The sequence below is a fragment of the Paraburkholderia phytofirmans genome (assembly GCF_046028095.1).
GTDB lineage: Bacteria > Pseudomonadota > Gammaproteobacteria > Burkholderiales > Burkholderiaceae > Paraburkholderia > Paraburkholderia phytofirmans_A.
The window spans coordinates 532,087-555,466 of record NZ_JAQQDJ010000004.1 but is presented as its reverse complement, the minus strand read 5'-3'; the positions used below and the strand labels follow the sequence as shown (position 1 = coordinate 555,466).

21 protein-coding genes are annotated in these 23,380 nt (G+C 62.1%); 15 read left to right on the top strand and 6 right to left on the bottom strand.

Features of this window, described 5'->3' with window-relative positions; genetic code table 11:
• Positions 1 to 202: 202 nt before the first annotated feature.
• From PQR54_RS15205 to PQR54_RS15170, 8 genes are all read left to right on the top strand, one after another.
• Positions 203 to 1,222, top strand: a complete 1,020-nt coding sequence (locus PQR54_RS15205) for an ABC transporter substrate-binding protein (protein ID WP_408246933.1) — start codon at positions 203 to 205, stop codon at positions 1,220 to 1,222.
• Between the two features lie 38 nt (positions 1,223 to 1,260).
• Positions 1,261 to 2,055 carry an ABC transporter ATP-binding protein gene (locus PQR54_RS15200; RefSeq protein WP_012425936.1) on the top strand — a complete coding sequence of 265 codons (795 nt, stop codon included), beginning with the start codon at positions 1,261 to 1,263 and terminating at the stop codon, positions 2,053 to 2,055.
• Positions 2,056 to 2,071: 16 nt separating this feature from the next.
• Complete coding sequence (locus PQR54_RS15195) at positions 2,072 to 2,935, top strand: ABC transporter permease (protein WP_408246931.1); 864 nt, start codon at positions 2,072 to 2,074, stop codon at positions 2,933 to 2,935.
• A gap of 457 nt (positions 2,936 to 3,392) precedes the next feature.
• Complete coding sequence (locus PQR54_RS15190; protein ID WP_408246929.1) at positions 3,393 to 3,659, top strand: hypothetical protein; 267 nt, start codon at positions 3,393 to 3,395, stop codon at positions 3,657 to 3,659.
• A gap of 335 nt (positions 3,660 to 3,994) precedes the next feature.
• On the top strand, positions 3,995 to 5,428 hold the full coding sequence (locus PQR54_RS15185) for a tetratricopeptide repeat protein (RefSeq protein ID WP_408246927.1): 1,434 nt from the start codon (positions 3,995 to 3,997) through the stop codon (positions 5,426 to 5,428).
• An 82-nt stretch (positions 5,429 to 5,510) separates the two neighbouring features.
• Positions 5,511 to 5,993: a glycoside hydrolase family 108 protein gene (locus PQR54_RS15180; RefSeq protein ID WP_408246925.1), complete on the top strand. Its 483-nt coding sequence runs from the start codon at positions 5,511 to 5,513 to the stop codon at positions 5,991 to 5,993.
• Positions 5,993 to 6,685: a hypothetical protein gene (locus PQR54_RS15175; protein ID WP_408247175.1), complete on the top strand. Its 693-nt coding sequence runs from the start codon at positions 5,993 to 5,995 to the stop codon at positions 6,683 to 6,685. The genes PQR54_RS15180 and PQR54_RS15175 overlap by 1 nt, the downstream gene beginning before the upstream one ends.
• Positions 6,686 to 6,913: 228 nt before the next feature.
• A complete protein-coding gene (locus PQR54_RS15170; protein ID WP_408246924.1) occupies positions 6,914 to 7,231 on the top strand; it encodes a DUF4148 domain-containing protein in 318 nt (105 codons plus the stop codon).
• A gap of 347 nt (positions 7,232 to 7,578) precedes the next feature.
• On the opposite strand, the gene PQR54_RS15165 is transcribed toward PQR54_RS15170, so the two are convergent.
• The 6 genes from PQR54_RS15165 to PQR54_RS15140 form a co-directional block, all read right to left on the bottom strand.
• Positions 7,579 to 7,827, bottom strand: a complete 249-nt coding sequence (locus tag PQR54_RS15165) for a hypothetical protein (protein ID WP_012425929.1) — start codon at positions 7,825 to 7,827, stop codon at positions 7,579 to 7,581.
• A 117-nt stretch (positions 7,828 to 7,944) separates the two neighbouring features.
• Positions 7,945 to 8,991, bottom strand: coding sequence for a squalene/phytoene synthase family protein (locus PQR54_RS15160; protein ID WP_408246922.1), 1,047 nt, complete (start codon positions 8,989 to 8,991; stop codon positions 7,945 to 7,947).
• A gap of 134 nt (positions 8,992 to 9,125) precedes the next feature.
• Positions 9,126 to 10,010 (bottom strand): amidohydrolase family protein, encoded by an 885-nt coding sequence (locus PQR54_RS15155; protein WP_408246920.1) that lies wholly within the window; start codon positions 10,008 to 10,010, stop codon positions 9,126 to 9,128.
• Between the two features lie 39 nt (positions 10,011 to 10,049).
• Complete coding sequence (locus PQR54_RS15150) at positions 10,050 to 11,951, bottom strand: feruloyl-CoA synthase (RefSeq protein ID WP_408246918.1); 1,902 nt, start codon at positions 11,949 to 11,951, stop codon at positions 10,050 to 10,052.
• Between the two features lie 35 nt (positions 11,952 to 11,986).
• Positions 11,987 to 13,438 (bottom strand): aldehyde dehydrogenase, encoded by a 1,452-nt coding sequence (locus tag PQR54_RS15145; RefSeq protein ID WP_408246916.1) that lies wholly within the window; start codon positions 13,436 to 13,438, stop codon positions 11,987 to 11,989.
• 81 nt (positions 13,439 to 13,519) lie between these two features.
• A complete protein-coding gene (locus PQR54_RS15140) occupies positions 13,520 to 14,347 on the bottom strand; it encodes a p-hydroxycinnamoyl CoA hydratase/lyase (protein ID WP_106278740.1) in 828 nt (275 codons plus the stop codon).
• Between the two features lie 137 nt (positions 14,348 to 14,484).
• On the opposite strand from PQR54_RS15140, the gene PQR54_RS15135 reads away from it, so the two are divergent.
• The 7 genes from PQR54_RS15135 to PQR54_RS15105 all read left to right on the top strand — a co-directional run bounded on the left by PQR54_RS15135 (position 14,485) and on the right by PQR54_RS15105 (position 23,359).
• Positions 14,485 to 14,985, top strand: a complete 501-nt coding sequence (locus PQR54_RS15135; protein WP_408246914.1) for a MarR family winged helix-turn-helix transcriptional regulator — start codon at positions 14,485 to 14,487, stop codon at positions 14,983 to 14,985.
• 349 nt (positions 14,986 to 15,334) lie between these two features.
• Positions 15,335 to 16,564, top strand: coding sequence for a 3-(3-hydroxy-phenyl)propionate transporter MhpT (mhpT, locus tag PQR54_RS15130; protein ID WP_408247174.1), 1,230 nt, complete (start codon positions 15,335 to 15,337; stop codon positions 16,562 to 16,564).
• Positions 16,565 to 16,636: 72 nt separating this feature from the next.
• Entirely contained in the window at positions 16,637 to 17,776 is a 1,140-nt protein-coding gene (locus PQR54_RS15125) for a porin (RefSeq protein WP_408246912.1), read from the top strand.
• A gap of 10 nt (positions 17,777 to 17,786) precedes the next feature.
• A complete protein-coding gene (locus PQR54_RS15120; RefSeq protein WP_408246910.1) occupies positions 17,787 to 19,520 on the top strand; it encodes a tannase/feruloyl esterase family alpha/beta hydrolase in 1,734 nt (577 codons plus the stop codon).
• Positions 19,521 to 19,866: 346 nt separating this feature from the next.
• Positions 19,867 to 21,342, top strand: coding sequence for an ATPase domain-containing protein (locus PQR54_RS15115; RefSeq protein WP_408246908.1), 1,476 nt, complete (start codon positions 19,867 to 19,869; stop codon positions 21,340 to 21,342).
• Positions 21,343 to 21,348: 6 nt separating this feature from the next.
• The gene (locus tag PQR54_RS15110) at positions 21,349 to 21,699 is read left to right on the top strand and encodes a response regulator (RefSeq protein ID WP_408246906.1); all 351 of its coding nucleotides are present in this window, start codon (positions 21,349 to 21,351) and stop codon (positions 21,697 to 21,699) included.
• A 226-nt stretch (positions 21,700 to 21,925) separates the two neighbouring features.
• Entirely contained in the window at positions 21,926 to 23,359 is a 1,434-nt protein-coding gene (locus PQR54_RS15105) for an MFS transporter (RefSeq protein WP_408246904.1), read from the top strand.
• Positions 23,360 to 23,380 lie beyond the last annotated feature (21 nt).

The following is a 23,380-nucleotide window of genomic DNA, read 5'->3' as shown; positions in this document are numbered from 1 at the left end:
GGCATTGCGCGCGCGCTGTGTGGTGCGCGGGATACGTCACGAGGTTTTCGGCAGGGTCGCCGGGAAGTTGCGGGTTAACACTCATGATTTGGCTATACCCCCGAAAGCTGCCAGAAGGTTTCCGATTTCTATAATCGCCGTCATTCACCCAGAAAGCGCCGCACGAACACCCAGCGGCGACCAAACCTAAGGAGACTGCTTCATGCGTACCTTGCGCCAGATTGCCGCTGTGTCAGGTGTTGCGTTTGCCCTTGCCGCCGCTTCGGCCGCCGCTCACGCGGAAAAGCTCACGATCATGGTCGGCGGCGCCACCAAGATCATCTATCTACCCGCCAAGCTGACGGAGCAACTCGGCTACTTCAAGGACGAAGGCCTCGACGTCGAAATCCTCTCGCAGCCGGCCGGCGTCGATGCGGAAAACGAGCTGCTCGCGGGCGCGGTGCAAGGCGTGGTGGGCTTCTACGACCACACCATCGACCTGCAAAGCAAGGGCAAGGAAATCCAGGCGCTGGTGATCTTCGGTCAGGTGCCGGGCGAAGTGGAAATGGTCTCCACCAAGGCTGCGGATAGCTTCAAAAGCATGGCCGACTCGAAGGGCAAAACGCTCGGCGTGACGGGGCTCGGTTCGTCGACCAGTTTCCTCACGCAATACCTCGCACAACGTGCGGGCGTGCCGTCCACGCAATACACGCTGCTGCCTGTTGGCGCGGACAACAGCTTTATCGCGGCCATCAAGCAGAGCCGTATCGACGCGGGCATGACGACCGAGCCGACCGTCTCGCAGTTGCTGAAGACCGGCGACGCCAAGGTGCTGGTCGACATGCGCACGCTGGAAGGCACGCGCGCCGCGCTCGGCGGCACCTATCCGGCTTCGAGCTTCTACGTTCAGCGCGCGTGGGCGGAATCGCACAAGGACGACGCCGCGAAGCTCTCGCACGCTTTCGCGAAGACGCTGAATTTCATCGCGACGCATAGCGCCGAAGAGATCGCAGCGAAGATGCCGAAGGACTACTACGGCAACAACAAAGACCTGTATGTCGGCGCGCTGAAGGCGTCGCTGCCGATGTTCACGAAGGACGGCAAGATGCCCGCCGACGGCCCGGATACCGTGCTGAAAGTGCTGTCAGCGTTCAATCCTTCGGTGAAAGGTAAGCATATCGACCTCGCCAAGACTTACACCAACGACTACGTGTCGGCACCGGTCAAGACGGCGGCGAAGTAACGCCCCTATCACTATCACGAGAAGCGAGGCACCAGCCGATGAATCAACCTTTGTCACGCGATACGCCAGCGATCGAAATGCGCAACGTGTCGTGCCGTTTCATTTCTCCTGATGGCAAGGCGACGATTGCGTTGCGCGACTTCAGCATGTCGGTGGCGCGCGGCGAATTCGTCGCGGTGGTCGGGCCCACGGGTTGCGGCAAGTCCACCACGCTCAGCATGATTACCGGCTTGCTGAAGCCCACCACGGGCGAAGTACGCGTGATGGGCGCGCCGGTAGACGGCATCGATCCGCGTATCGGTTTCGTATTTCAGGCCGACGCCGTGTTTCCGTGGCGTTCGGTGCTTGACAACGTGGCGGCGGGGCCGCTGTATCGCGGCCGTTCGAAATCCGCCGCGTACGATGAGGCCAACGAATGGCTACGCCGTGTCGGCCTCGACAAGTTCGGCAAGCATTACCCACATCAGTTGTCCGGCGGTATGAGAAAGCGCGTGGCGCTGGCGCAGACCTTCATCAACAAGCCGGAAATCCTGCTGATGGACGAGCCGTTCTCGGCGCTCGACATGCAAACCCGCACGCTGATGCAGGACGAACTGCTGCAACTGTGGGGCGGCGCCGGTTCGGTGGTGTTCGTCACGCACGATCTGGAAGAAGCGATTGCGCTCGCCGACCGTGTATTCGTGCTGACCGCCCGCCCGGCGACGCTGAAGAAAGTCTACGAAATCGATCTGCCGCGTCCGCGGGTCACCTCGGAGATTCGCTACGAGCCGCGTTTCATCGAAATTTCGCGCGACATCTGGCACGACCTGCGCGAAGAAGTGCAGATCGGTTAATCAAGGAACGGCAAACATGTCTACTACCCCTCAACAGATGATGCCTTCAGGCATCGACGCCGCATCGCTCGCCCATGTCGAACGTGTAGCGCAAAAACGCATCCGGCAGCGTCAGGCGCTGGTGATCTCGCTGCGTATCGTCGTGCTGGTGGTCGTACTCGGCGGGTGGGAACTGTCCGCACGCCTGAAGTGGATCGACCCATTCTTCTTCTCGATGCCGAGCGCGATTTTCGAACAGATCATCGACTGGTTCGTGAACGGCACCTCGCAAGGTCCGCTGCTTACGCAAGTGTGGGTCACGCTCGAAGAAACCGGGCTCGGCTTCATTATCGGTTCGGTCGCCGGTGTGTTCTGCGGCATCGTGCTCGGCCGCAACAAGCTGCTCTCCGACGTCTTCAGTCTCTACATCAAGATCGCCAACTCGATTCCGCGCGTGGTGCTCGGTTCGGTGTTCGTGATTGCGCTGGGTTTGGGCATGGCGTCGAAGGTGGCGCTGGCGGTGGTGATGGTGTTCTTTGTCGTGTTCGCCAACGCTTTCCAGGGCGTGCGTGAAGCCGATCGCTATATGATCGCGAACGCGCAGATTCTCGGCGCGTCGCGCCGTCAGGTGACGACCTCGGTGGTGATCCCGTCGGCGTTGAGCTGGATTCTCGCGAGCTTGCACGTGAGCTTCGGGTTCGCGCTGGTCGGTGCGGTGGTCGGCGAGTTCCTCGGCTCGAAGCAAGGTATCGGACTGTTGATCTCGACTGCGCAAGGCGCGTTTAACGCAAGCGGTGTATTCGCCGCGATGATTGTGTTGGCCGTAGTCGCACTGGCAGCGGACTATCTGTTGACTGCGGTCGAACAGCGGCTGTTGAAGTGGCGGCCGGCTGCAGTTTGAACGAGCAACATTAACCGCGTAGAAGATCACGTTAAAAAGAATGCCGTTCAGTCACAGACTGAACGGCATTTTTCTTTCCGGCAAAATGAAAGATGCAAGTAAGGCCAAATTAACCAAGTCAGACTTTTTTAAGCAAAGATCACTCTACGCATTCAGGATGGCTGATTAATACTTGAATTTGAATGCGACCCATCCGTCTCCTTCACATGGTGGAGGCAAGTCCGACTCTCTGAACCGTCGCCGAACAATAACGCCTCAGCGCGCACCTTTCCTTGCAATACGAAGCATTTCGATAACGCACTTCTCTGGTGCGCTGCGCAGAGTTCGACAAGGAAGCCGGTGATCGTCTCCGCCCTGTGTCCCGCCTGATTGTCCGGCATGTGTCGCGTGCAATCCTGGCGGAACTTCCGCAATGAGGTGCCGCGAGGGCGGCGCCGAGGATTTGAAGGAGAGGGACATGAAGAAGGCTCTGATCATCGCAGGCGGACTGCTTTGCGCGTTCACATGGCAAGCGCACGCTCAGGACGCCAGCACGGAGAGTACGGCGCAAGCTCAGCCGGCAGCGGCCGACGCAGTGGGCGGGCAGCCCTCCACCACTTCGATGTCCGGCGGTCCGGCAAACGCACAAGGACTCACGCGTGCGGACGTCTACCAGCAACTCATTCAATCGCAGAAAAGCGGCGATGCAGCGCGCCTGCAAGAGCTGTTCAAGGGAGGCAACTGAACTGCGCCGTGGCACGGAAGCCGGCCGCGTAATTGAATAATTCGCCGCCGGCTTCGTTGCATGCATGACGCCGTATGTGTCCTGTCGCCCGACAGGGCAAATACGGCGTCGGATCGAAACACCTCATTTCCCGCCTACTCCCCGCCGCCTGTCTCCCGTCAGCAAACTCACGCGCAACATTCGTTGGCCACCACGCAACACAATTCCGCGCTCACATGCATTGCGGTCCTCTACATGCCCGTCGAATAAGGCTCTGTGCGCAATGGCACGGTCGATGCGTAATAGACGTCACCCAGTCGTGCACTTACCAACATCCGTTGAAATCGAGGTGCGTCATGTCGAGTGTGCAGAGCCAACGTCGGCCAGTGAATTGGCGAAGCCGGCCTTTTTGCGCGGATGCCCGTTCAAAGCGTCATATGGCAAAGCGCGACTTCTCGGCGGGATTCGTGCCGTTCGGGCTGCGGACCGCCGGCTTCATCGGACGAGGCCCGAAACAATTGTGGCCGTATGTCTTGCCGTGGGTTTTCGCGGTGCTCACCATCGGTTTTTTCTGCCTCGTCGTGCGCGGCGTACTCACGCGGCAATTGCTGGTGCCGCCCGTCGAAACGCCGCAGTCGTTGGTGGAACGCGGTTATACATCGAACTTTCTCGCCGAACGCATCATGTCTTCGATGCGAGCGATCGGTCAGGACGCTGAGTCGATTCCGCACGACACCATGACGGACAACGACGCACAACCGGACATTCAGATCCCCGGTCAGGAGATGTCGTATGCGACCACCGTGCGCTTCATTAAAGGCGTCATCAAACGCACGGACGTGGTCGTTCATGTCGGCATCACGAAGGTCAACGACAGCGCGGACTCCTACGTGGCGCATGTGCAGATTGAAGGCGGTCCGTTTAATTCGCGCGAAAGCACGGTGTCTTTCGAAGGACGCGATCTGGAAAAGTTCGTGCACGACATTGCAGTGAAAGCCATGCGTCTTGCGGAGCCGAATATTCTCGCCAGTCATCTCTATTCGCAAGTGCAGAAAACCAAGTGTTCGCTCGCCCAATGCAACTACGGCGAGATCGTCGCGATCTACGACGAAGTGCTCGCACTGCCCGCCTCCGAGCAAGGCGAATGGGCGCTCGCCGGCAAAGCGTGGCTGCTTGCCAATCAGGGGCTGTCCAAGGAGGCCGAGCAGCAGACCCGCGAAGCGCTGACCGTGTACCAGCATTCAGCGGTGCTGCACGCAAGCCTTGGCATTGCACTCGAACAGCAGCATCGCATCGACGACGCACTCGAAGCCTTGCGAGTCGGCGCGAGCGAGAAATCGAAGACGGCGGAAAATCTGCGTCTTCTCGGCGACGTGCTGTTGCATGCGAACCGCTATTCCGAAGCACTCGATGCGTTCAAGCAGGCAGACAGAATGAAGCCCGACTCCGTCGACAACCTGCACGATTGGGGCGAAGCGCTCGTCACCGTCGGCCGCTATGACGAAGCAATCGAAAAACTCTCGCGCGCCGTCGCACTGCGCCCGGATCTCGCGCCCTCTTACGCGGAATGGGGCCGGGCACTGGATCGCAAAGGCGATCTGTCCGGCGCCTCGCGCAAATACGCTCAAGCGTTGCAACTCGACGCGGGGACTTTGTCGGTGCGCGAAAGTCATCTGGCGCGGCTTGCCAGAGCGGCGCAGGGAGGCAATCGCCCAGACGCGTCGAAGCCCAATGACGGAGTCAGGCCTGTTTCGAATCCGCCCGCCTCGCTTGCATTGCAAACCGCGTAACGAATACCCGGCCATGCAGATGGCTTAGTCCCGCAGTACCCACCCGTTGCAGTAATACACCTGGTTGACGAGGAGATGTTCGATGGACAATTTCGAAGATGCGTTCAGGGCACTGATTGGCAGTGAAGGCGGTTACTCCTTTAATCCGCATGACCCTGGCGGTGAAACGATGTGGGGCGTCACGGCGCGCGTGGCACGCAGCGCGGGCTATGCCGGCGCCATGAAAGACCTGCCGCTGGATACCGCCAAACAGATCGCCAAACAGAAGTACTGGGACCCGCTCCATCTCGACGAACTCGATTCGCGCGTTGCCTTCCAGATCTTCGACGCCAATTACAACGGCGGCCTGGTGGTGCTGTGGATGCAAAAAGCTTCCGGTGCGAAAGAAGACGGCAAGTTCGGCCCGGACACACTCGATGCAGTGAAAAGCGCGGACCCGCTGAAGTTTGTCATGCGCTTCGCCGCTTATCGCCTGCGCTACCTGCGCAACCTGCACGCATGGCCCAATTTCAGCCGTGGATGGACCGAAAGAATGGCCGCTAATCTTCTCCTGGGAGCAGCATGATGGACTGGTCTAAAGTAGCGTCGAACATCGGCAGCAGCGCACCGCTTCTCGCCGGCCTCGTGGGTGGTCCGATCGGCGTGGGCGTGACCGCCGCCGCCGCGATCATTTCGCATGCGCTCGGCACGCCGAGCGACCCCGGCGTCGTGGAACTCGCGTTGAACGATCCCAGCGCACTCGAGAAGGTCCGGCAAGCCGAGAGTGCGAACTCGTTGCAGTTGCAACAGTTGATGGTCACCGCCGCCCAGGCGAGCCTCGCGCACGAAAGCGATATGGCGCGCATCCAGGCCGCCGATCGGGCCGACGCGCGCGCAATGGGCATCAGCAACAAGGACTGGGTACCCAAAGTCCTTGCGATGGCGGTCACCGCCGGCTTCTTCGGTATTCTGCTGCTCATGGCCTTCCAGCCGCTGCCGGGCACGAACAAGGATCTCGTCAACGTGGTCGTCGGCGCTTTGGGTACGGCGTGGATCAGCATCATCGGCTACTACTTCGGCACATCGGTGGGATCGATGCGAAAGACCGAACTGCTCGCCAAACCCAGCGTGCCCATCACCGCGGACAGCGCGCTTACGCTGCGCGAACCCGCCACGGCTTCAGCGGCGCGGCCACAAGCGGCGCCGGCTCCGTCGCACAGCGAGGCATTCCAGCAATTCACGCCGGGTGGACAGGGCCCGATTTTCTCGGGCAGTTGATGACGATTCGTTCACGGACCAGACGCAGCACACGACGAGACAACGGCTCGCTGCGTGCTGCGTCGCGCGTATCTCGCCTCCGGAATCCCGGTGTTTGTCTCAAATTCAGCAACAAACATTACCTCAAACGGTGATTACTCTCTCCAGGCCGCAAAACTACAATGCAATCACTGAATACGAACAACAACGTTCGTAGCAAGATAAAAACCGAATTGGAGGTAGTTCATCATGAAATCGCTCATTCAAGCTGTTGTTATCGCTGCTGTGCTGGCCGCTCCCGTTGCTTCGTTTGCGCAATCCAACCAGCCCGTGACCCGCGCCCAAGTGCGCGCCGAACTGATTCAACTCGAAAAAGCAGGCTATCAACCCGGCCTCGCCGATCCGTACTACCCGGCCGACATTCAGGCCGCACAAGCTCGCGTCGCTCGTGAAAACGGCACCGCACAGGCAGCGGAAAGTGGTTACGGTGGCACGGTAAGCGGCGCCTCTCAAGCAGGCCGCCCGGTTCCCGCGACTGGTCCGCAGTCGGTTTATTTCGGTCACTAAGCAGTAGCCGCGCGGTAATCAGCGCGCAACCCGACCGTAACCAGTTGTCCGGCGAGTTGAGCGGCACAGGCACGAAGCCCTCTTGTGCGACGATCAACCGCCTTGGCGCACCAGTAACCGGTGCGCGATGATTCAAAACGAAACTGGCCCACGACCGGTATCTCCGATCGCGGGCCAGTTGTCCATTAGTTACCTCCGTCATCGGGCTCCCGATGGCTTCGCCTGGACCCTCACGGTCCGGGCGCTTTTTATTGGCGCCGCCGTTCTGCAACGCCTTTGTCAGTATCGAAACGGAGCCCGTATTGGCGGACCGAGGCCGGTTTCAGATAATGGGCCCGCAGCCCGCGTCAGTCCCGTGCGATCAGATCGCCCACTTGACCGCGCCCGGTGACGAGACAACTCGAGAGAAAATTCTCGCCCTGGCTGCTGGCGCCAATGTCTCCGAAGCCTTTTTTCAGCGCGTTCGATTTGACCATTTCCGCGCCCTGGTGACACGTTATTGTCCCCATCTCGCCCGCTTGCGCGCGCATCAGCGCTCTATCTGCCATCAGATAGCCGAGCAACAGCACTACGGCAATATTGAACGCTTGTCTCATGGTTCGCCTCCTCTTTGGAAGAGACTAACGCGAACCATGGATACACGGTCCTAGGGGTTTCCCGATCGATGGCTATTCCATGATGCAGATTAAATCAGCTCTGCTTGCTCGTGACGCTCAAAGCCGGGCTTCGATTTGCCTGATTCGCTGTTCAATGGCGTGGCGCACGAGTGCATTCGAAGGCACCAGCAACAACGACGACGCGATGATCTGATACACCTTATTACGCCGCACTTTCGATACTTTCTGCGGATCAAGCCAGGCATCGTTGTCTACGAGCAGGAGCAGAGTTTCCAGACCGATCAGGATCGGCCACAAACAGGCGAGCCGCAAACGCACGGAAAACGCAGGAATCGCCAGCGTGTAATCGAGGGCCTCGCGAAAATGATCGAGCGTCTTGCGCAGAAGCTCGACCATCAACGGCCGGGCACGCACCGAATTGGCCGGCACCATCAAATCCTGCGCGCTTAGACCATATCGGTCGAGCAGGGTCTGCGGCAGATAACAGCGGCCGATCCGCAAATCCTTGCCGCAATCGCGCAGCACGTTGGTCATCTGCAGCGCCTTGCCGAAGCGCACGCCGCGCCGTGCCATCGTCCCGGGCCGCTCCTTCAGCGTGCCGGGCATGTGCGCGTAGGTCATCGTGGTCCAGAATTCGCCGACGCAGCCGGCCACCAGGTACGTGTAGCGGTCGAGTTCGTCGTATTCGCGCAGCGCCGCGATCTGACCGGAACGTTCGTCGGGGAAGGTGCGAAGATCGAACTCCATGCCTTCGGTCAGCGTCGAAACGATCTCGCGCACGGCCTTGCGATCCGATTCGCTCAGTTGCGACAACACATCGAGCGCGGGCCCGAGCGATTCGAGCAGCACTTTCTCATCCGACTGGTCCTGTTGGCCCGCTACTTCCGCAGCCATGCGTTGAAATAGCGCGCCGTCGTCCGTTGCGCCGTTCACCTGAGCGCGCAGCGACAACAGCAAAGCGAGGCGTTGTTCCGGCGAGATCAGCGAGGTGTCCGCGATGGTGTCGGCCGCGCGCGCCAGCAGGTAAGCGAGTCCGATCGGATCGCGCATCCCGACGGGCAGCACGCGCAGGGTGAGATAGAAGGAGCGTGAAACGCCTTTCAGGAGCGGGCCAAGAAGGAAGGCCCGGGTCGGATTCGGCATGGATGGGATCAAGTCGGAGTTGTGCAAGAAGCCGGCAAAAGTCAGGCGCTGCCGAATTGTATACGGCGAAGCGCCTCTGCCGTGCGTAGTGGACCTGCTCTGCTCCATCAGCCCATTCGCCGCTCCCGCACCGCTCAGGCGTCTTGCTGAAGTCCCAGCAGACCGATTGCGTTCTGCTTGAGAATCAACGGCTGCACCTCTCCCCTGAAACCGACCTGCTTGAAATCCTCCAGCCAGCGGTCCGGTTGAATCAGCGGAAAATCCGAACCGAACAGCATCTTGCGCTTCAGCACCGTGTTGGCGTGGCGGATCAACTCGGGTGAGAAATACTTTGGCGACCAGCCGGACAAGTCGATATAGACATTGGGCTTATGCAGTGCGATCGATAACGCCTGCTCCTGCCACGGCCAGGACGGATGCGCGATCACGATGTTCATGTCGGGGAAATCCGCCGCGACGTCGTCGAGATGAATCGGCTCTGAGTACTTCAAGCGCAGCCCGCCGCCGCCTCGCATGCCCGATCCCATGCCGGAATGGCCGCTGTGAAACACCGCCGTGAGCCGATGTTCGGCGATCAGCTCGTACAGCGGATAAGCCAGCCGGTCGTTGGCAAAGAAGGCCTGCATCGTGGGATGAAACTTGAAACCGCGCACGCCGTGTTCCTCGATCAGCTTGCGCGCTTCGCGCACGCCCATCTTGCCCTTATGCGGATCGATGCTAGCGAAAGCGATCATGATGTCGCTGTTTTTCTGCGCGAATTCGGCAATCTCCTCGTTCGGAATGCGGCGTCGCCCAAGGTTCGCTTCGCAGTCCACGGTGAACATCACGAAGCCGATCTTGCGCTCGCGATAGTGTTCGATGGTTTCGGGAATCGTCGGCCGCCGGCCGAGTTTCAGCACGGTGCCGAAGTACTTGTCGGCGGCATCGTCGAATTCCTTGCCGAACAGATCCGGCGGCTGGCAGCACGAAACCTCCGCGTGCACGTGAGTGTCGATTGCGACGAGTTGATCGAGCTTCATCTACGGTTCCCTGTGTGATTCCGCGGCGCGCACATCACGTCACGTCGCGCCGCATGCGCTCGCGACAATCACCGCGGGATCGCGCTGCGCCACGTCATACATCGCTTCGACGAGCGCCGCACGATGCGTCAACACCGCGCGTTGATTGATCGAACCTTTGTCGGTGATCTCGCCGAGATCGAGCGACGGCGCGACGTCCATGAGCCGCAGACGCGCGATGGTCGTCGCGCCGCCCGTGGCGCTGCGATTGAGCGTGTCGAGCAACGCGGCGAAGTGCGCGCGCACGGCCGGTGCTTCGACCACTTCTTGCGCGCTCGCCGAGGCGGGCAAGCGAGCCAGCCGTCTGCAATCGTCGATGCGAGGAAAGACCAACAGGCCCACATCGTCGCGATTCATGCCGGCGACTACCACGTCCTGCACATACGGTGCGCCTTCGGAGATCACGCGTGCCCGCATCGGACCGACACTCACGAATGTCCCCGAACTCAGTTTGAAGTCCTCCGCGATACGCCCGTCGAACAGCAATCCGAGTTCCGGCCGCGTTACGTCGACGAAGCGCAAGGCATCGCCGCTGCGGAAGTAGCCTTCTTCGTCGAACGCGTTGTGCAACTCCGCCGCGTCGGCGCGCCAATAACCGGCCATGACATGCGGCCCGCGATAACGCGCCTCGAACTTGTCGCCGACCGGCGCGAGTTTGACTTCGCAGCCGGGCGCGGGCAAGCCCACATAGCCCGCGCGCATGATCGGACCCGTGGTGAACAGACACGAAGGCGACGTCTCCGTCATGCCGAGTCCGGCCATGATGCGTATGCGCTCGCCGCAATAAGTTTCAGTGACGCGTTCGAGCCGGTCCCATGCTGCTTGCGACAGTCCTGCACCCGAGAAGAAATACACCTTCACGCGCGAAAAGAATGTCTCGCGCAATTGCTCATCGCGTTCCAGCGCAATCGCCAGTTCCTCCCAACCCTTAGGCACGTTGAAGTAGATGGTGGGCGCGATTTCACGCAGATTGCGCAGTGTTTCCTCGAATTTTCCGTTGACCGGTTTGCCGTCGTCGATATAGAGCGTGCCGCCGTTGTAGAGCGCGATACCTACGTTATGGCTGCCGCCGAACGTGTGGTTCCAGGGCAACCAGTCGACCAGCACCGGCGGTTCCTTCGCGAACTCGGGAAACGTTTCGAGCAGCATCTGCTGATTGCTGCACAGCATGCGGTGCGTGGTCGGCACTGCCTTCGGCAGCTTGGTCGAACCCGAGGTGAAAAGAAATTTGGCGATTCCGTCCGGGCTTACTGTGGCGTGAACAGAGTCGACCGTGGTGGGCGTTGTGTTCAGCAAGTCGTCGAACGAGGTCACGGTGCGTGCCGCCGGCCGTTCTCGCGGCAATTTCGCGGCCGCCACTTCGACATCGGCAGACACGGTTGCGTCGATAGCCTTGGCGAACGAATCGTAGGCGCTTGCAAACACGAGACCCGGTGTCAGCAAATCGATCGTATGGCGCAGCTTGCCGAAGTCGCCGGAAGCAAGTGCATAGGCGGGCGAAATCGCGGCATAGGGAACGCCGGCCCACATCGCACCGAGCGCGAGTTGCAGATGTTCGAGATCGTTGCCCGACAGAATCACGACGGGCCGTTCAGCGGACAGACCGCGTGCGAGCAGCGCCTGGCCGATTGCGCGTGCGCTTTGCAATGCTGTTGCGTAGCTCAGGCCGATCCATTGACCATCGCTGCCGCGACGCGCCGCCAGCCATCGCTCGGGATGCGCCTGCGCGCCGCTCACGAGCCGTTCGGTCATACGCTGCGGATGCGCGCCGAGCGGTTCGGCCGCGCGCAAATACCACGTGTCGCCTTGCCGTTGCGTGTGCAATGACGGAGCGCCGATCGTCGTCGCCCGGTAGCGCTTTGGCGCGTCGGCGGTGTTCTTTTGTATCGGCTCGGAATGCAAAGCCTGTCTCCTTGTGAAAAGCGCGATCGCAACGCTCAGATCGGATAGTGCCGAGGTCCGGTTTGAATCGTGATCCAACGCAGATCCGTGAACTCTGCAATCGACGCCTTACTGCCGAATCGCCCATAACCGCTTTTCTTCACACCGCCGAACGGCATCTGCGCTTCGTCGTGCACGGTCGGACCGTTGATATGGCAGATGCCCGATTCGATACGCTTCGCCACGTTCAACGCTCGCGACACATCGCGGCTGAATACTGCCGCCGAGAGTCCGTACTCGCTGTCGTTAGCGATTCGAATTGCTTCTTCGTCGCCGTCCACGCGCTGCACCGTGACCACCGGCCCGAACGATTCTTCCGCATACAGCTTCATGGCAGGCGTGATGCCGTCGACAATCACCGGCTGCATCACGGCGCCTTCGACCGTGCAGCCGACCGGCAACCTGGCGCCCTTCTCGTGCGCATCTTCGATCAACGCCTTGATGCGTTGAGCGGCGGCGGCGCTTTCAAGCACGCCGAGCACGGAATCCGCAGCGGCCGGATCGCCGGCTTTCAAAGTCCGCGCCTTTGCCGCGAGCTTCTCCACCAACGCATCCGCAATCTTCCTATCGACGATCACGCGCTCCGTCGACATGCAAATCTGCCCCTGGTTGAAAAACGCGCCGAACGCGATGCCTGCGACCGCCGCATCCAGATCGGCGTCGTCGAGCACGACCACCGGCGCCTTGCCGCCGAGTTCGAGCAACGCCGGCTTCAGATGCGACGCCGCATGTTGCGCGACAATGCGCCCCACTCGCGTCGAACCCGTGAAATTCACGCGACGTACCGCAGGATGCGCGATCAACCTCTCGACGATCGCGGGTGCATCTTCAGCGGAATGCGTGATCACGTTGACCACGCCATCGCCGAGACCGGCTTCCTGCAGCACGCTGCCGATCAACCGATGCACGCCCGGACAACCTTCAGATGCCTTGAGCACGACCGTGTTGCCGCACGCGAGCGGCATGGCAATGGCGCGCGTGCCGAGGATCACCGGCGCGTTCCACGGCGCCATGCCGAGCACCACGCCGCATGGCTGGCGCACCGCCATCGCGAGACTGCCCGGCACGTCGGACGGAATCACGTCGCCGTCGATCTGCGTGGTCATGGCCGCGGCTTCGCGCAGCATGTTGGCGGCCAGCATGACGTTGAAGCCGTACCAGTTCGGCATCGCGCCGGTTTCGGCGACGCCGGTTTCGATGAACTGCGCGGTGCGGGCGTCCATCAGATCGGCTGCCGCCAGCAACCGCTTGCGGCGCTCGGTCGGCGCCAGCGCCGACCAGGCCGGAAAGGCCCGCGCCGCCGCTTCGACCGCGGCGTCGGCATCAGCCAGTGTGGCCGCTGCCGCACGCGACGCAGCCTGACCGCTCGCGGGATTGATCCGCTCGAAGGTCTTGCCGTCCGACGCGCCACGGCTTTCGCCGCCAATCAACAAAGTCACTTCATGCATGTCTGCCGTCTCCTCGCTGTCTGTCTCGCTGCATCTTTCGCCGTAGTCTGCATGGATTGAAGTCCACGCCGATGCGGCCGATCAGCGCTTGTACGTTTGCAGACCCGGCTTGATCGCCTTGTCGTCGAGAAACTGCTTGAGGCCCTGTTCGCGGCCGCCTTCCGGATCGCGCAGTTGCGCCTGATCGAGCTTCGCGTACAGATAGTCTTCGTTCTGATCCCACGTCAGTTCGCGGCAACGCTTGAATCCATGCTTGGCCGCGCGCAACACCACCGGATTCTTCTCGAGCAGCTTGCCGGCGAGCGCACGCGTCACCTCGCGCAGTTCGGCACGCGGCACGCTCTTGTTGACGAGGCCCATCTGCGCCGCTTCCTGACCGGTGAACGTCTCGCCCGTCATGATGTAATACAGCGCCTGACGATGCCCGACGGTATCGGCCATTGCTTTGCTCACCAGATTGCCCGGCGGAATGCCCCAGTTGATTTCGGAGAGACCGAAGGTGGCTTCGTCGGCGGCAATTGCCAGATCGCATGCCACCAGTGGCGAGAAGCCGCCACCGAAGCACCAGCCGTTGACCATCGCGATGGTCGGCTTCGCGTACATGCGCAGCAGTTGCCATTGCCAGCGGCACGCGTCGCGGCGAATCTTTTCCTGCAGGATCTCGGGGCCGGCGTCGACTTCGCGGAAATATTCCTTCAGGTCCATGCCGGCAGTCCACGCGTCGCCTTCGCCCGTGAGCACCAGAACCTGCGCTTCGGCGTCGAGTTCAACGGCTTCGAGCACCTCGATCATTTCCTTGTTCAGCGTCGGGCTCATGGCGTTGCGCTTTTCGGGCCGATTGAACGAAACCCATGCGATTCCTTCCGCGACATCGACCTTGACGGTTTTCCAACGGCCTTCATAACTCATTTGTTTTCTCCGTGAACGTTGGCCGCGACCGCGGCCTGATGATCACATTTAATATCAGGCTGCCTGATATGTAAAGCGGAAATTCACACGCTCGGTGCAAACCCCTAGCGGCGGAAATCGCGTCGAGGCGCGCTAAGATGCGGGATAGAACGAACCTCCTGTCCAAGATGAGCAAAAATCAAAATACGCCTGCCGAGCCCGCCGCCGCGCGCACTCGCCGCTCCAGCCTGCGCCTGACCTATGTGATCGGCAGTCTCGACCGCATCCTGCGGCGCCGCATGACGGAAGCGCTCGCGCCGCTCGGCCTGACGCTCGCGCAATTCACCGCGCTTTCCGTGCTCGAAGCCAAAGGGCAGGCGTCCAATGCGCAGGTCGCCGAGCGTTCGTTCATCACGCCGCAATCGGCCAATGAAGTGATGAACGCGATGGCCGCCCGCAACTGGGTGAGCCGCGAACCGGATCCGACGCACGGCCGCATCGTGTTGCTGCAACTCACGGACGATGGGCGCGCCGTGTTGCGCGAATGCGAGCAGGCCGTCAAGACCATCGAAAAGCAAATGATGGAAGGCATCGAGCTCGACGCTGCCGGCGCGGTCCAGACTCACCTCGAAACTTTCGTTCGTAATCTGCGCGGCTAGATCCGCTCGCGCCACGCCGCCGAATTGCTAGGTGTTTTCACCGAACAATTTGCGCTTGTGTTATCAGCCTACCTGATATTAAATCCAGTCCACGATGCAGCGTGTGGAGACGCGCCGCATCGCCTCGAAGCAAATGCACCGTCGTCTGGCCATCGAAACGATGCGCCGCGCGCGGCGGTGTTCGCTGCGCTGCTGCCGGGCATTCCATCGCGGCCTCGACGATGATCTGACGCCCGCTTGCCGAACCCGTCTGTCGTGCAGGACGGCGACTCGGCATCTGCTGCCTTTCAGCGAAACCGGAAAACCACGCCATTTAATAAGGATCACTAACGTGAAAAGAGCCGGAACATTGAATTCGACCGAAGCCACCACGGTCCCGGCAGCGTCGAGCCGGACTGGCGCCTTCGTCACCCTCGGATTGTGCTTTGCCATCGCCCTGCTCGAAGGACTCGATCTGCAGTCGGTCGGCGTCGCCGCACCACGCATGGCACGCGAGTTCGGTCTTTCGGTCGCGCAAATGGGACTCGCGTTCAGCGCCGGCACCTTCGGCTTGCTGCCCGGCGCGATGTTCGGCGGACGGCTCGCCGATCGCATCGGCCGCAAGCGCGTGCTGGTGATATCCGCTTGTCTGTTCGGCCTGCTGTCGATCATGACCGCGCTGGTGAGCGACTTTCACACGCTCGTGATCGTGCGAGTGCTAACAGGTATCGGGCTCGGCGGTGCGTTGCCGAATCTGATCGCGTTGTCGTCGGAAGCGGTCGAGCCGCGCTCGCGTAGCACCGCCGTGAGCGTGATGTATTGCGGCATTCCGTTCGGCGGCGTGATCGCGTCGGTGATCGGCGTGTTGAGTGCGGGCGACACCGAATGGCGTCACATTTTCTACGTCGGCGGTGCGGGGCCGCTCGTGCTGGTGCCGCTGCTGCTCGTATTCCTCGCGGATTCGAAGGCGTTCACCAAAGCATCGCGCGATGGACAAGCCAAGCCCGCGCCGGTCGGCGAAATCCTGTTCGGCGGCACGCGCGGGCTCTCCACCGTGCAGATCTGGGTCAGCTACTTCTGCACGCTGATCGTCCTCTACTTTCTGCTCAACTGGCTGCCCTCGTTGATGGCCGCAAGCGGTCTGACGCGCGCGCAAGTCGGCTACGTGCAGATCTTTTTCAATATCGGCGGCGGGATCGGCGCGCTGTGCATCGGCATGTTGATGGATCGCATGCGCTCGGGCGTGGTGGTGGCCGGCATGTATGTCGGGATCATCGCCTCGCTCGCGACGCTTTCGACGGCGCACGGCTTCGGCGCGCTCGCGGCCTCTGCTTTCTTCGCGGGGATGTTCGTGATCGGCGGCCAATCGGTGCTGTATGCGCTTTCCGCTGCGTTCTATCCGACCGCCATGCGCGGCACCGGCGTCGGCGCGGCGGTGGCGGTGGGCCGCATCGGCTCAGTGGTCGGGCCGCTCGCCGCAGGTCAATTGCTGGCGATGGGCCGCAGTTCGTCGACCGTGATCGGCGCGAGCATTCCCGTCACGCTGATCGCGGCAGCCGCCGCGCTGCTCCTGCTGCGCCGCCCGCGCGCCGACGACTGACCGTCCGCACAAGACCCAACAACAACAGCCAACAACAACACACATTCATTCAACGGTTCGGAGACACCCTTCATGCAAGCATCCGCACGTCTACTACTCTGCGGCGCATTGTGCGCCGTCAGCGGCGCCGCAGCGGCCCAATCGAGCGTGACGCTCTACGGCATTATCGATACCGGCATCGAATACGTATCGCACGCGAACGCCGCGGGCAAGAGCGTGTTCCGCATGCCGTCGGTCACGGGCGAACTGCCTTCGCGCTGGGGTCTGCGCGGCAATGAAGACCTCGGCGGCGGCTATAGCGCGGTCTTCACGCTGGAAAGCGGCTTCAACGTGCGCGCCGGCGATCTCGGTCAGGGCGGACGGCTGTTCGGGCGTCAGGCGTTCGTCGGCATCAAGAGTCCGTACGGCACGGTCTCGTTCGGCCGCCAATACACGATGACGTACCTCGCGCTGATGGGCGCGGACCTGATCGGCCCGGACATCTACGGTCTGGGCTCGCTCGACGCCTACGTGCCGAATGCCCGCGCCGACAACTCGGTGGTGTACCTCGGCAGCTACGCGGGCGTCACGTTCGGCGCGAACTACTCGTTCGGCCGCGACTCGGCCGGCACCGGCAACTCGCCGGGCCAAGGCACGTGCACGGGATCGGTCGCCGGACAGGCGACTCAATGCCGCGAATGGTCCGTGATGCTGAAGTACGACGCGCCGCTCTTCGGCGTCGCGGCGTCGTATGAAGAGCAGCGTGGCGGCAGCACCGCGGCGGCGAACTTCTTCGACGGCATCGCGCCGACTCCGCTCACCCGCGCCGCCGACAAGGACATCCGCACGCATGTGAGCGCCTACGCAAACCTCGGCAAGGCCAAGCTCGGACTGGGATGGCTCAACCGTCGCGTCGAACCGGGCGCGGACACGATTGCCAGCGTGCGCTCCAATCTGTTCTTCGTCGCCGCCTCGTACAACGTGACGCCCGCTTTCATCGTCGACGGCGAGGTCTATCACATCACCAATAGCGAACACGACACGCGCGCCACGATGGGCACGCTGCGCACCACCTATCTGCTTTCGAAGCGCACCGCTGTCTACGCCCAAGGTTCGTATCTCGCCAATAGCGCGAAGGCGCACTACTCGGTCAGCGCCGGCGGCGGCGGCACGACGCCCACTGCAGGCACCGGCCAGACCGGCGCGATGGTCGGCATTCGTCATTCGTTCTAGGAGACACAGCATGAAGTGCACCTCTATCGCGCTTGCCGCGGCTGCTACGCTCACACTCGCCGCGTGCGGCGGCAACGATCTCGGCAGCGCCGCCAACACCGGCGCCAATTCGTCCGCCTTGCCGCAACTGAGCGCGGCCACGCCCGGCACGCTGGCGGGCAATTGCGCGGCACTCGCCGCGAAGCTCTCGTTCGCCAACACCGTCTTCACCACAGTGACTGACGTCGCGGCAGGCACGCTGAAAGTAGCCGGCAAGCCGATCCCCGAACATTGCCTGATTCAAGGCAGCATGAATCAACGGGTCAGCAGCGTCGACGGCAAGACCTATGCGATCGGCTTCGAAATGCGCCTGCCGATTGCGTGGAATGGGCGTTTCTTCTATCAGGCCAACGGCGGACTCGACGGCAATGTGGTCACGGCCACCGGCGAGATCGGCGGCGGCGGTCCCACCAGCGACGCGCTCAACATGGGCTTCGCCGTCATCAGCTCGGATGCGGGGCACAGTTCGGCGCAGAATCCGCTGTTCGGTCTCGATCCGCAGGCGCGCATCGACTACGGCTACAACGCAGTCGCCACGCTCACGCCGATGGCCAAGCAGGTCATCAAGCTCGCGTACGGCAAGGCGCCGGACCGCAGCTACTTCGACGGCTGCTCCAACGGCGGACGTCATGCGCTGGTCGCGGCGGCACGCTCGTCTGCGGAATATGACGGCATCATTGCGGGCGATCCGGGCTTTCATCTGCCGAAGGCGGCCATCGGCGAAATGTGGAGCGCGCAGCAGCTCGCGAAAGTGGCGACCGCGACGACCTCGAACGGCTTGCCCGATATCACGACCGGCTTCACCGCCGCGGAACGTCAAATGGTGGCGTCGAAAATACTGTCAAAGTGCGATGCGCTCGACGGTGCGACCGACGGCCTCATTCAGGATATCAAGGCATGCCAGGTAAACTTCAACCTTGCGACGGATGTCCCGACCTGCACGAACAACGTCCGCGACGGCACGTGCTTGACGAGCGCGCAGAAGGACGCCGTCGGCAATGTGTTCTCCGGCGCGCGCAACAGTGCAGGCACGGCTCTTTACGCAAGCTTTCCATACGACGCCGGACTCGGCCCCGGCTGGTCGGCATGGAAGCAGGCCAACTCGATCACGCTCGACCCGGCCGCGGCCGCCTTCACCTTCACCACGCCGCCGCAAACCGCTTCGGTGCTGAGCCAGTTGTCCGCGTACGCGCTGAACTTCAGCATGGACACCGACGCGCCGAAGATCTTCGCCACCAGCGGCGCGTATAGCGAGTCTGCCTGGTCGTTCATGACGCCGCCCGACGAAACCAATCTGAGCGCATTGAAGCAGCGCGGGGCGAAGCTGATGGTCTATCACGGCACGAGCGACCCGGTGTTTTCGTCGAACGACACGACCGACTGGTATCAGCGGCTCACGGCAGCCAATAGCGGCGACGCGTCGAACTTCGCGCGCCTTTACACGATTGCCGGCATGAACCACTGCAGCGGCGGTCCGAGCACCGACCAGTTCGACATGCTTACGCCGCTCGTCGCATGGGTCGAGCAGGGCAAGGCGCCGGACAGTGTGGTCGCCACCGCGCGCGACGCGAGCAATGTCGTGCCGAACTCTGACGTGCCCGCCGGCTGGGGCGCGGGACGCACACGGCCGCTCTGCCCGTATCCGAAAGTGGCGCGCTATCAGGGCGGCGACGTCAACGCCGCGAGTAGTTTCGCTTGTAGCTGAGTCAAAGGCGGGCCGCCGGCCCGCTTCGCTGTACCCGCCTCGCGCATGCAATGTGCCTTTTCGCGTGCACGAGGCGCGGCCCCGTTCTTTCCTCTTCCTTTCATCGCGTTGAAAAATTCACCGCCACTCGGCGGTCGGCAACGCTCTGCCCGCGCGTCTCGCACCGTATGGCCGATTTGCGATTCGCCAAGCGCCTCGTCCCCGGATAGAATCCCTTGCATCTCATGCCGACGCACAGCGTCGCCGCCCAGGAGCGGGAACGCGGATTGCTGAATACAGAAGTTTCAGCAATGGACGGTTCCTGTGCGAGCCATCGCTTCTCCGCACTTTGAACGACTTTTCGACAATGACTAACCACGAATCTCAGACGTCTTCCCGATCCAACGTGGAAACGGGTGTCCCCGGTCTCGACGAGATCCTGGGCGGAGGTCTGGTCCGCGGCGGCGTCTATCTGCTGGAAGGCATGGCCGGCGCCGGCAAGACGATCCTGTCGAGCCAGATTGGTTTTCATCGTGTAAGCCAGGGCGAGAAGGTGTTGTACATGACCTTGATCGCCGAATCGCACGACAAGCTGCTGGGTCATCTCAAGGGTCTGAGTTTCTTCGACGAGAAGGCGGTCGCCCAGCAGATGCTGTTCGTGTCCGGCTATCACGAGCTGATGAAGGACGGCCTCGATGGCTTCCTCAAGCTGATTGCCTCGAGCATCTACGACTACCGTCCGAGCCTGATGATCATCGACGGCTTTCGGAGCGCGCGTGAATTCAGCGAGACCGAGCTGTCGCTGTCCAAGTTCATCCACGAGTTGAACGCGCTGGTCGCGGCCATGGATTGCACGACCTTGCTGCTCGCGCCGCTGTCCGGCAACGAACCGCATCCGGAACATACGCTCGTCGACGGCTTGATCGAACTGAACCGCTACAGCGACGGCATGCGCCGCGCGCGAGAAATCGAAGTCCACAAGATGCGCGCGCGCAATCATCTGATGGGCAAGCATTTCTTCCGCATCGCCGAAAGCGGGCTCCTGATGTTCCCGCGCCTGGAAGCGCAGTCTGCCGCGCAACCCGGTCCAGTGGATCTGAAAACGCGGCTCGGCTTCGGCCTGCCGCATCTGGACGACCTGCTCGGCGGCGGCTTTGCGCAAGGCTCCACGACTACGCTGATCGGGCCGTCGGGCGTCGGCAAGACCCTCCTCTGTCTGCAATTTCTCGCGGCCGGCGTCGCGCGCGGCGAACGCTGCGTGTACCTCGGCTTTTATGAAGGACCGCAGCGGCTGATCGGCAAAGCCGAGGCCGTGTCGATCGGACTCGCTGACGCGTATCAGGACGGCCGACTCGTGATTCAGTGGCAACCGGCCATTGAACTGGCCATCGACGAACTCGCCGCCACCGTGCTCGCCACGGTCAAGAAGATCGGCGCGTCGCGCATCGTCATCGACGGCGTGGAAGGGTTCCGCGATTCCGCGTTGCGTACCGAACGCTTTGGCCTGTTCCTGAATGCGCTGCTACACCAGCTTCGCGAAGCCTGCGTCACCACGCTGCTGACCGAAGAGCTGCCGCTTTACGCCGATCCCGGCCACGCGCGGAGCGTACGCGTTTCGGCGCTGACCGAGAACCTCATGCTGCTGCGTTACGCCGAAACGGACACGGGTCTGCGGCGCATGATTTCCGTGGTCAAGCAGCGTGAAAGCGCCCACGACACTTCCTTGCGCGAGCTTGTGATTTCGTCTCAAGGTCTCGATGTCCACGAAAACCCAGCGAGTGCTGCCAGCCTGCATGCGCCGGCCGGCCTGTCGGCCACACTTCAGCCGCGACGAAATACCTAGCCGACCATGAAAACCATTCTGGTCGTGGACGACGAGTTCGACATCCTGACAGTCTGGCGGCTGCTGCTGGAGCGGCACGGCTATACCGTGCTGACGGCGTCGAACGGGGCCGCCGCGCTCGAACAGATACGCAAGACGCGGCCTGACATCATCGTGTCGGACTGCATGATGCCGGTCATGTCGGGGCTACAGTTGTGCGCGGAGCTGAACGCCGATTCCGATCTGCGCGCGATTCCAATCATCCTCTGCAGCGCGGCTGCGGATATCCCCGTGCAGCCGAACCCGCACATTGAATATGCGCGCAAGCCGCTTTCATTCGATGCCTTGCTGGCCATGCTTCAGCGTATGGGCGCGTAAAGAGCAGGAGCGCAGCAGGAGCGCAGCAGGAGCGCAGCAGGAGCGCCGGAACGCCCATACGGCGCACCGGCGCAAGCGCCCATCCGCAAACGCTCATTCCTCTCTCTAGGTAAAACCCCGAATTCCTTGCACTTGCCACACAGACTACTCTCGGCACATCCATTAAACAGAACGTCGTTCTATCTAACAGAACGATACCGACGAGAGACACCCGAAGGAGGATTCCATGGCAAGTCTGCCGATCGACGCGTCCGGCGCGTCGCCCCACTCAAGCGCCGGCGCGCCGGGGCTCACGCCCGGCGTCAACGCGCGCATCGACCGCCTGCCCGCGACGCGCGCGGTGTGGATGCTGGTGTTCCTGCTGTCGATCGGCGGCTGGTTCGAGTTCTACGATTTGTTCTTCACCGCGTACGTCGGGCCCGGCCTCGTCAAAAGCGGGGTTTACGCGACGACCACCGCGTCGTTCTTCGGCGTGTCCGGACTTGGCGCGTTCGTGGCGGCGTCGTTCGCCGGGCTCTTCATCGGCACGTTCTTTCTGGCGGGCATGGCCGACCGCTATGGCCGCAAGACCGTGTTCACGGTGTCGCTGCTGTGGTATTCCGCCGCGACGCTCATCATGGCGCTGCAAAGCACGGCGCCCGCCATCAATCTGTGGCGCCTGATCGCAGGCATCGGCGTGGGCGTCGAACTGGTGACGATCGATACGTACGTCAGCGAACTCGTGCCTAAACATCTGCGCGGCCGTGCCTTTGCGTTCGTGCATCTGGTGCAGTACACCGCTGTGCCGTCGGTGGCGTTTCTCGCGTGGTGGCTGGTGCCGCTCACGCCATTCGGACTCGACGGCTGGCGCTGGGTCGTGATCATCGGCGCGTTGGGCGCGGTGGTGGTGTGGGCGATTCGCCGACGCGTGCCGGAAAGCCCGCGCTGGCTCGCGCAGCAAGGCCGCGCCGCCGAAGCCGAGCAGGTCCTGCAGGCGCTGGAAGCGAAAGTCGCCGCGCAATACGGCAAGCCTCTTCCGCCCGCCGTGCCGACCGTCGAACCGGCAACCACCAAGGCTGCCTTCCGCGAAATCTGGCAGCCGCCGTATCGCAAGCGCGCGATCACGATGCTCGTCTTCAATCTGTTCCAGGCGATCGGTTTCTACGGCTTCGCCTCGTGGGTGCCGACGCTGCTCGTCTCCAAAGGCGTGACCATCACGCACAGTCTGCTGTACTCGTTCGTGATCGCGGTGTCGAATCCGTTCGGGCCGCTGATCGGCATGGCGATCGCGGACCGCATCGAACGCAAGACGTTGATCGTACTGTCGGCGCTCGGCATTGCCGTGTTCGGCAGCCTGTTCGCGACGCAAACTTCGCCTGCCATGCTGATGATCCTCGGCGTGCTGATCACGCTGAGCGGCACGCTGCTCTCGGTCGGCTACCACGCGTATCAAACGGAACTCTTCCCGACGCGTTTGCGGGCGCGCGCCGTCGGCTTCGTTTACTCGATGTCGCGTCTCTCCGCGATGTTCTCCGGCTTCATGATCGCCTTCGCGCTGCGTCACTTTGGCGTGAGCGGCGTGTTCGCGTTGATCAGCGCGTCGATGGTGATGGTGATGGGCGCGATCGGCATCTTCGGGCCGCGGACCAACCATCGCAATCTCGACGAAATTTCGCACTGAAGAACTGCACTGAATCGCATT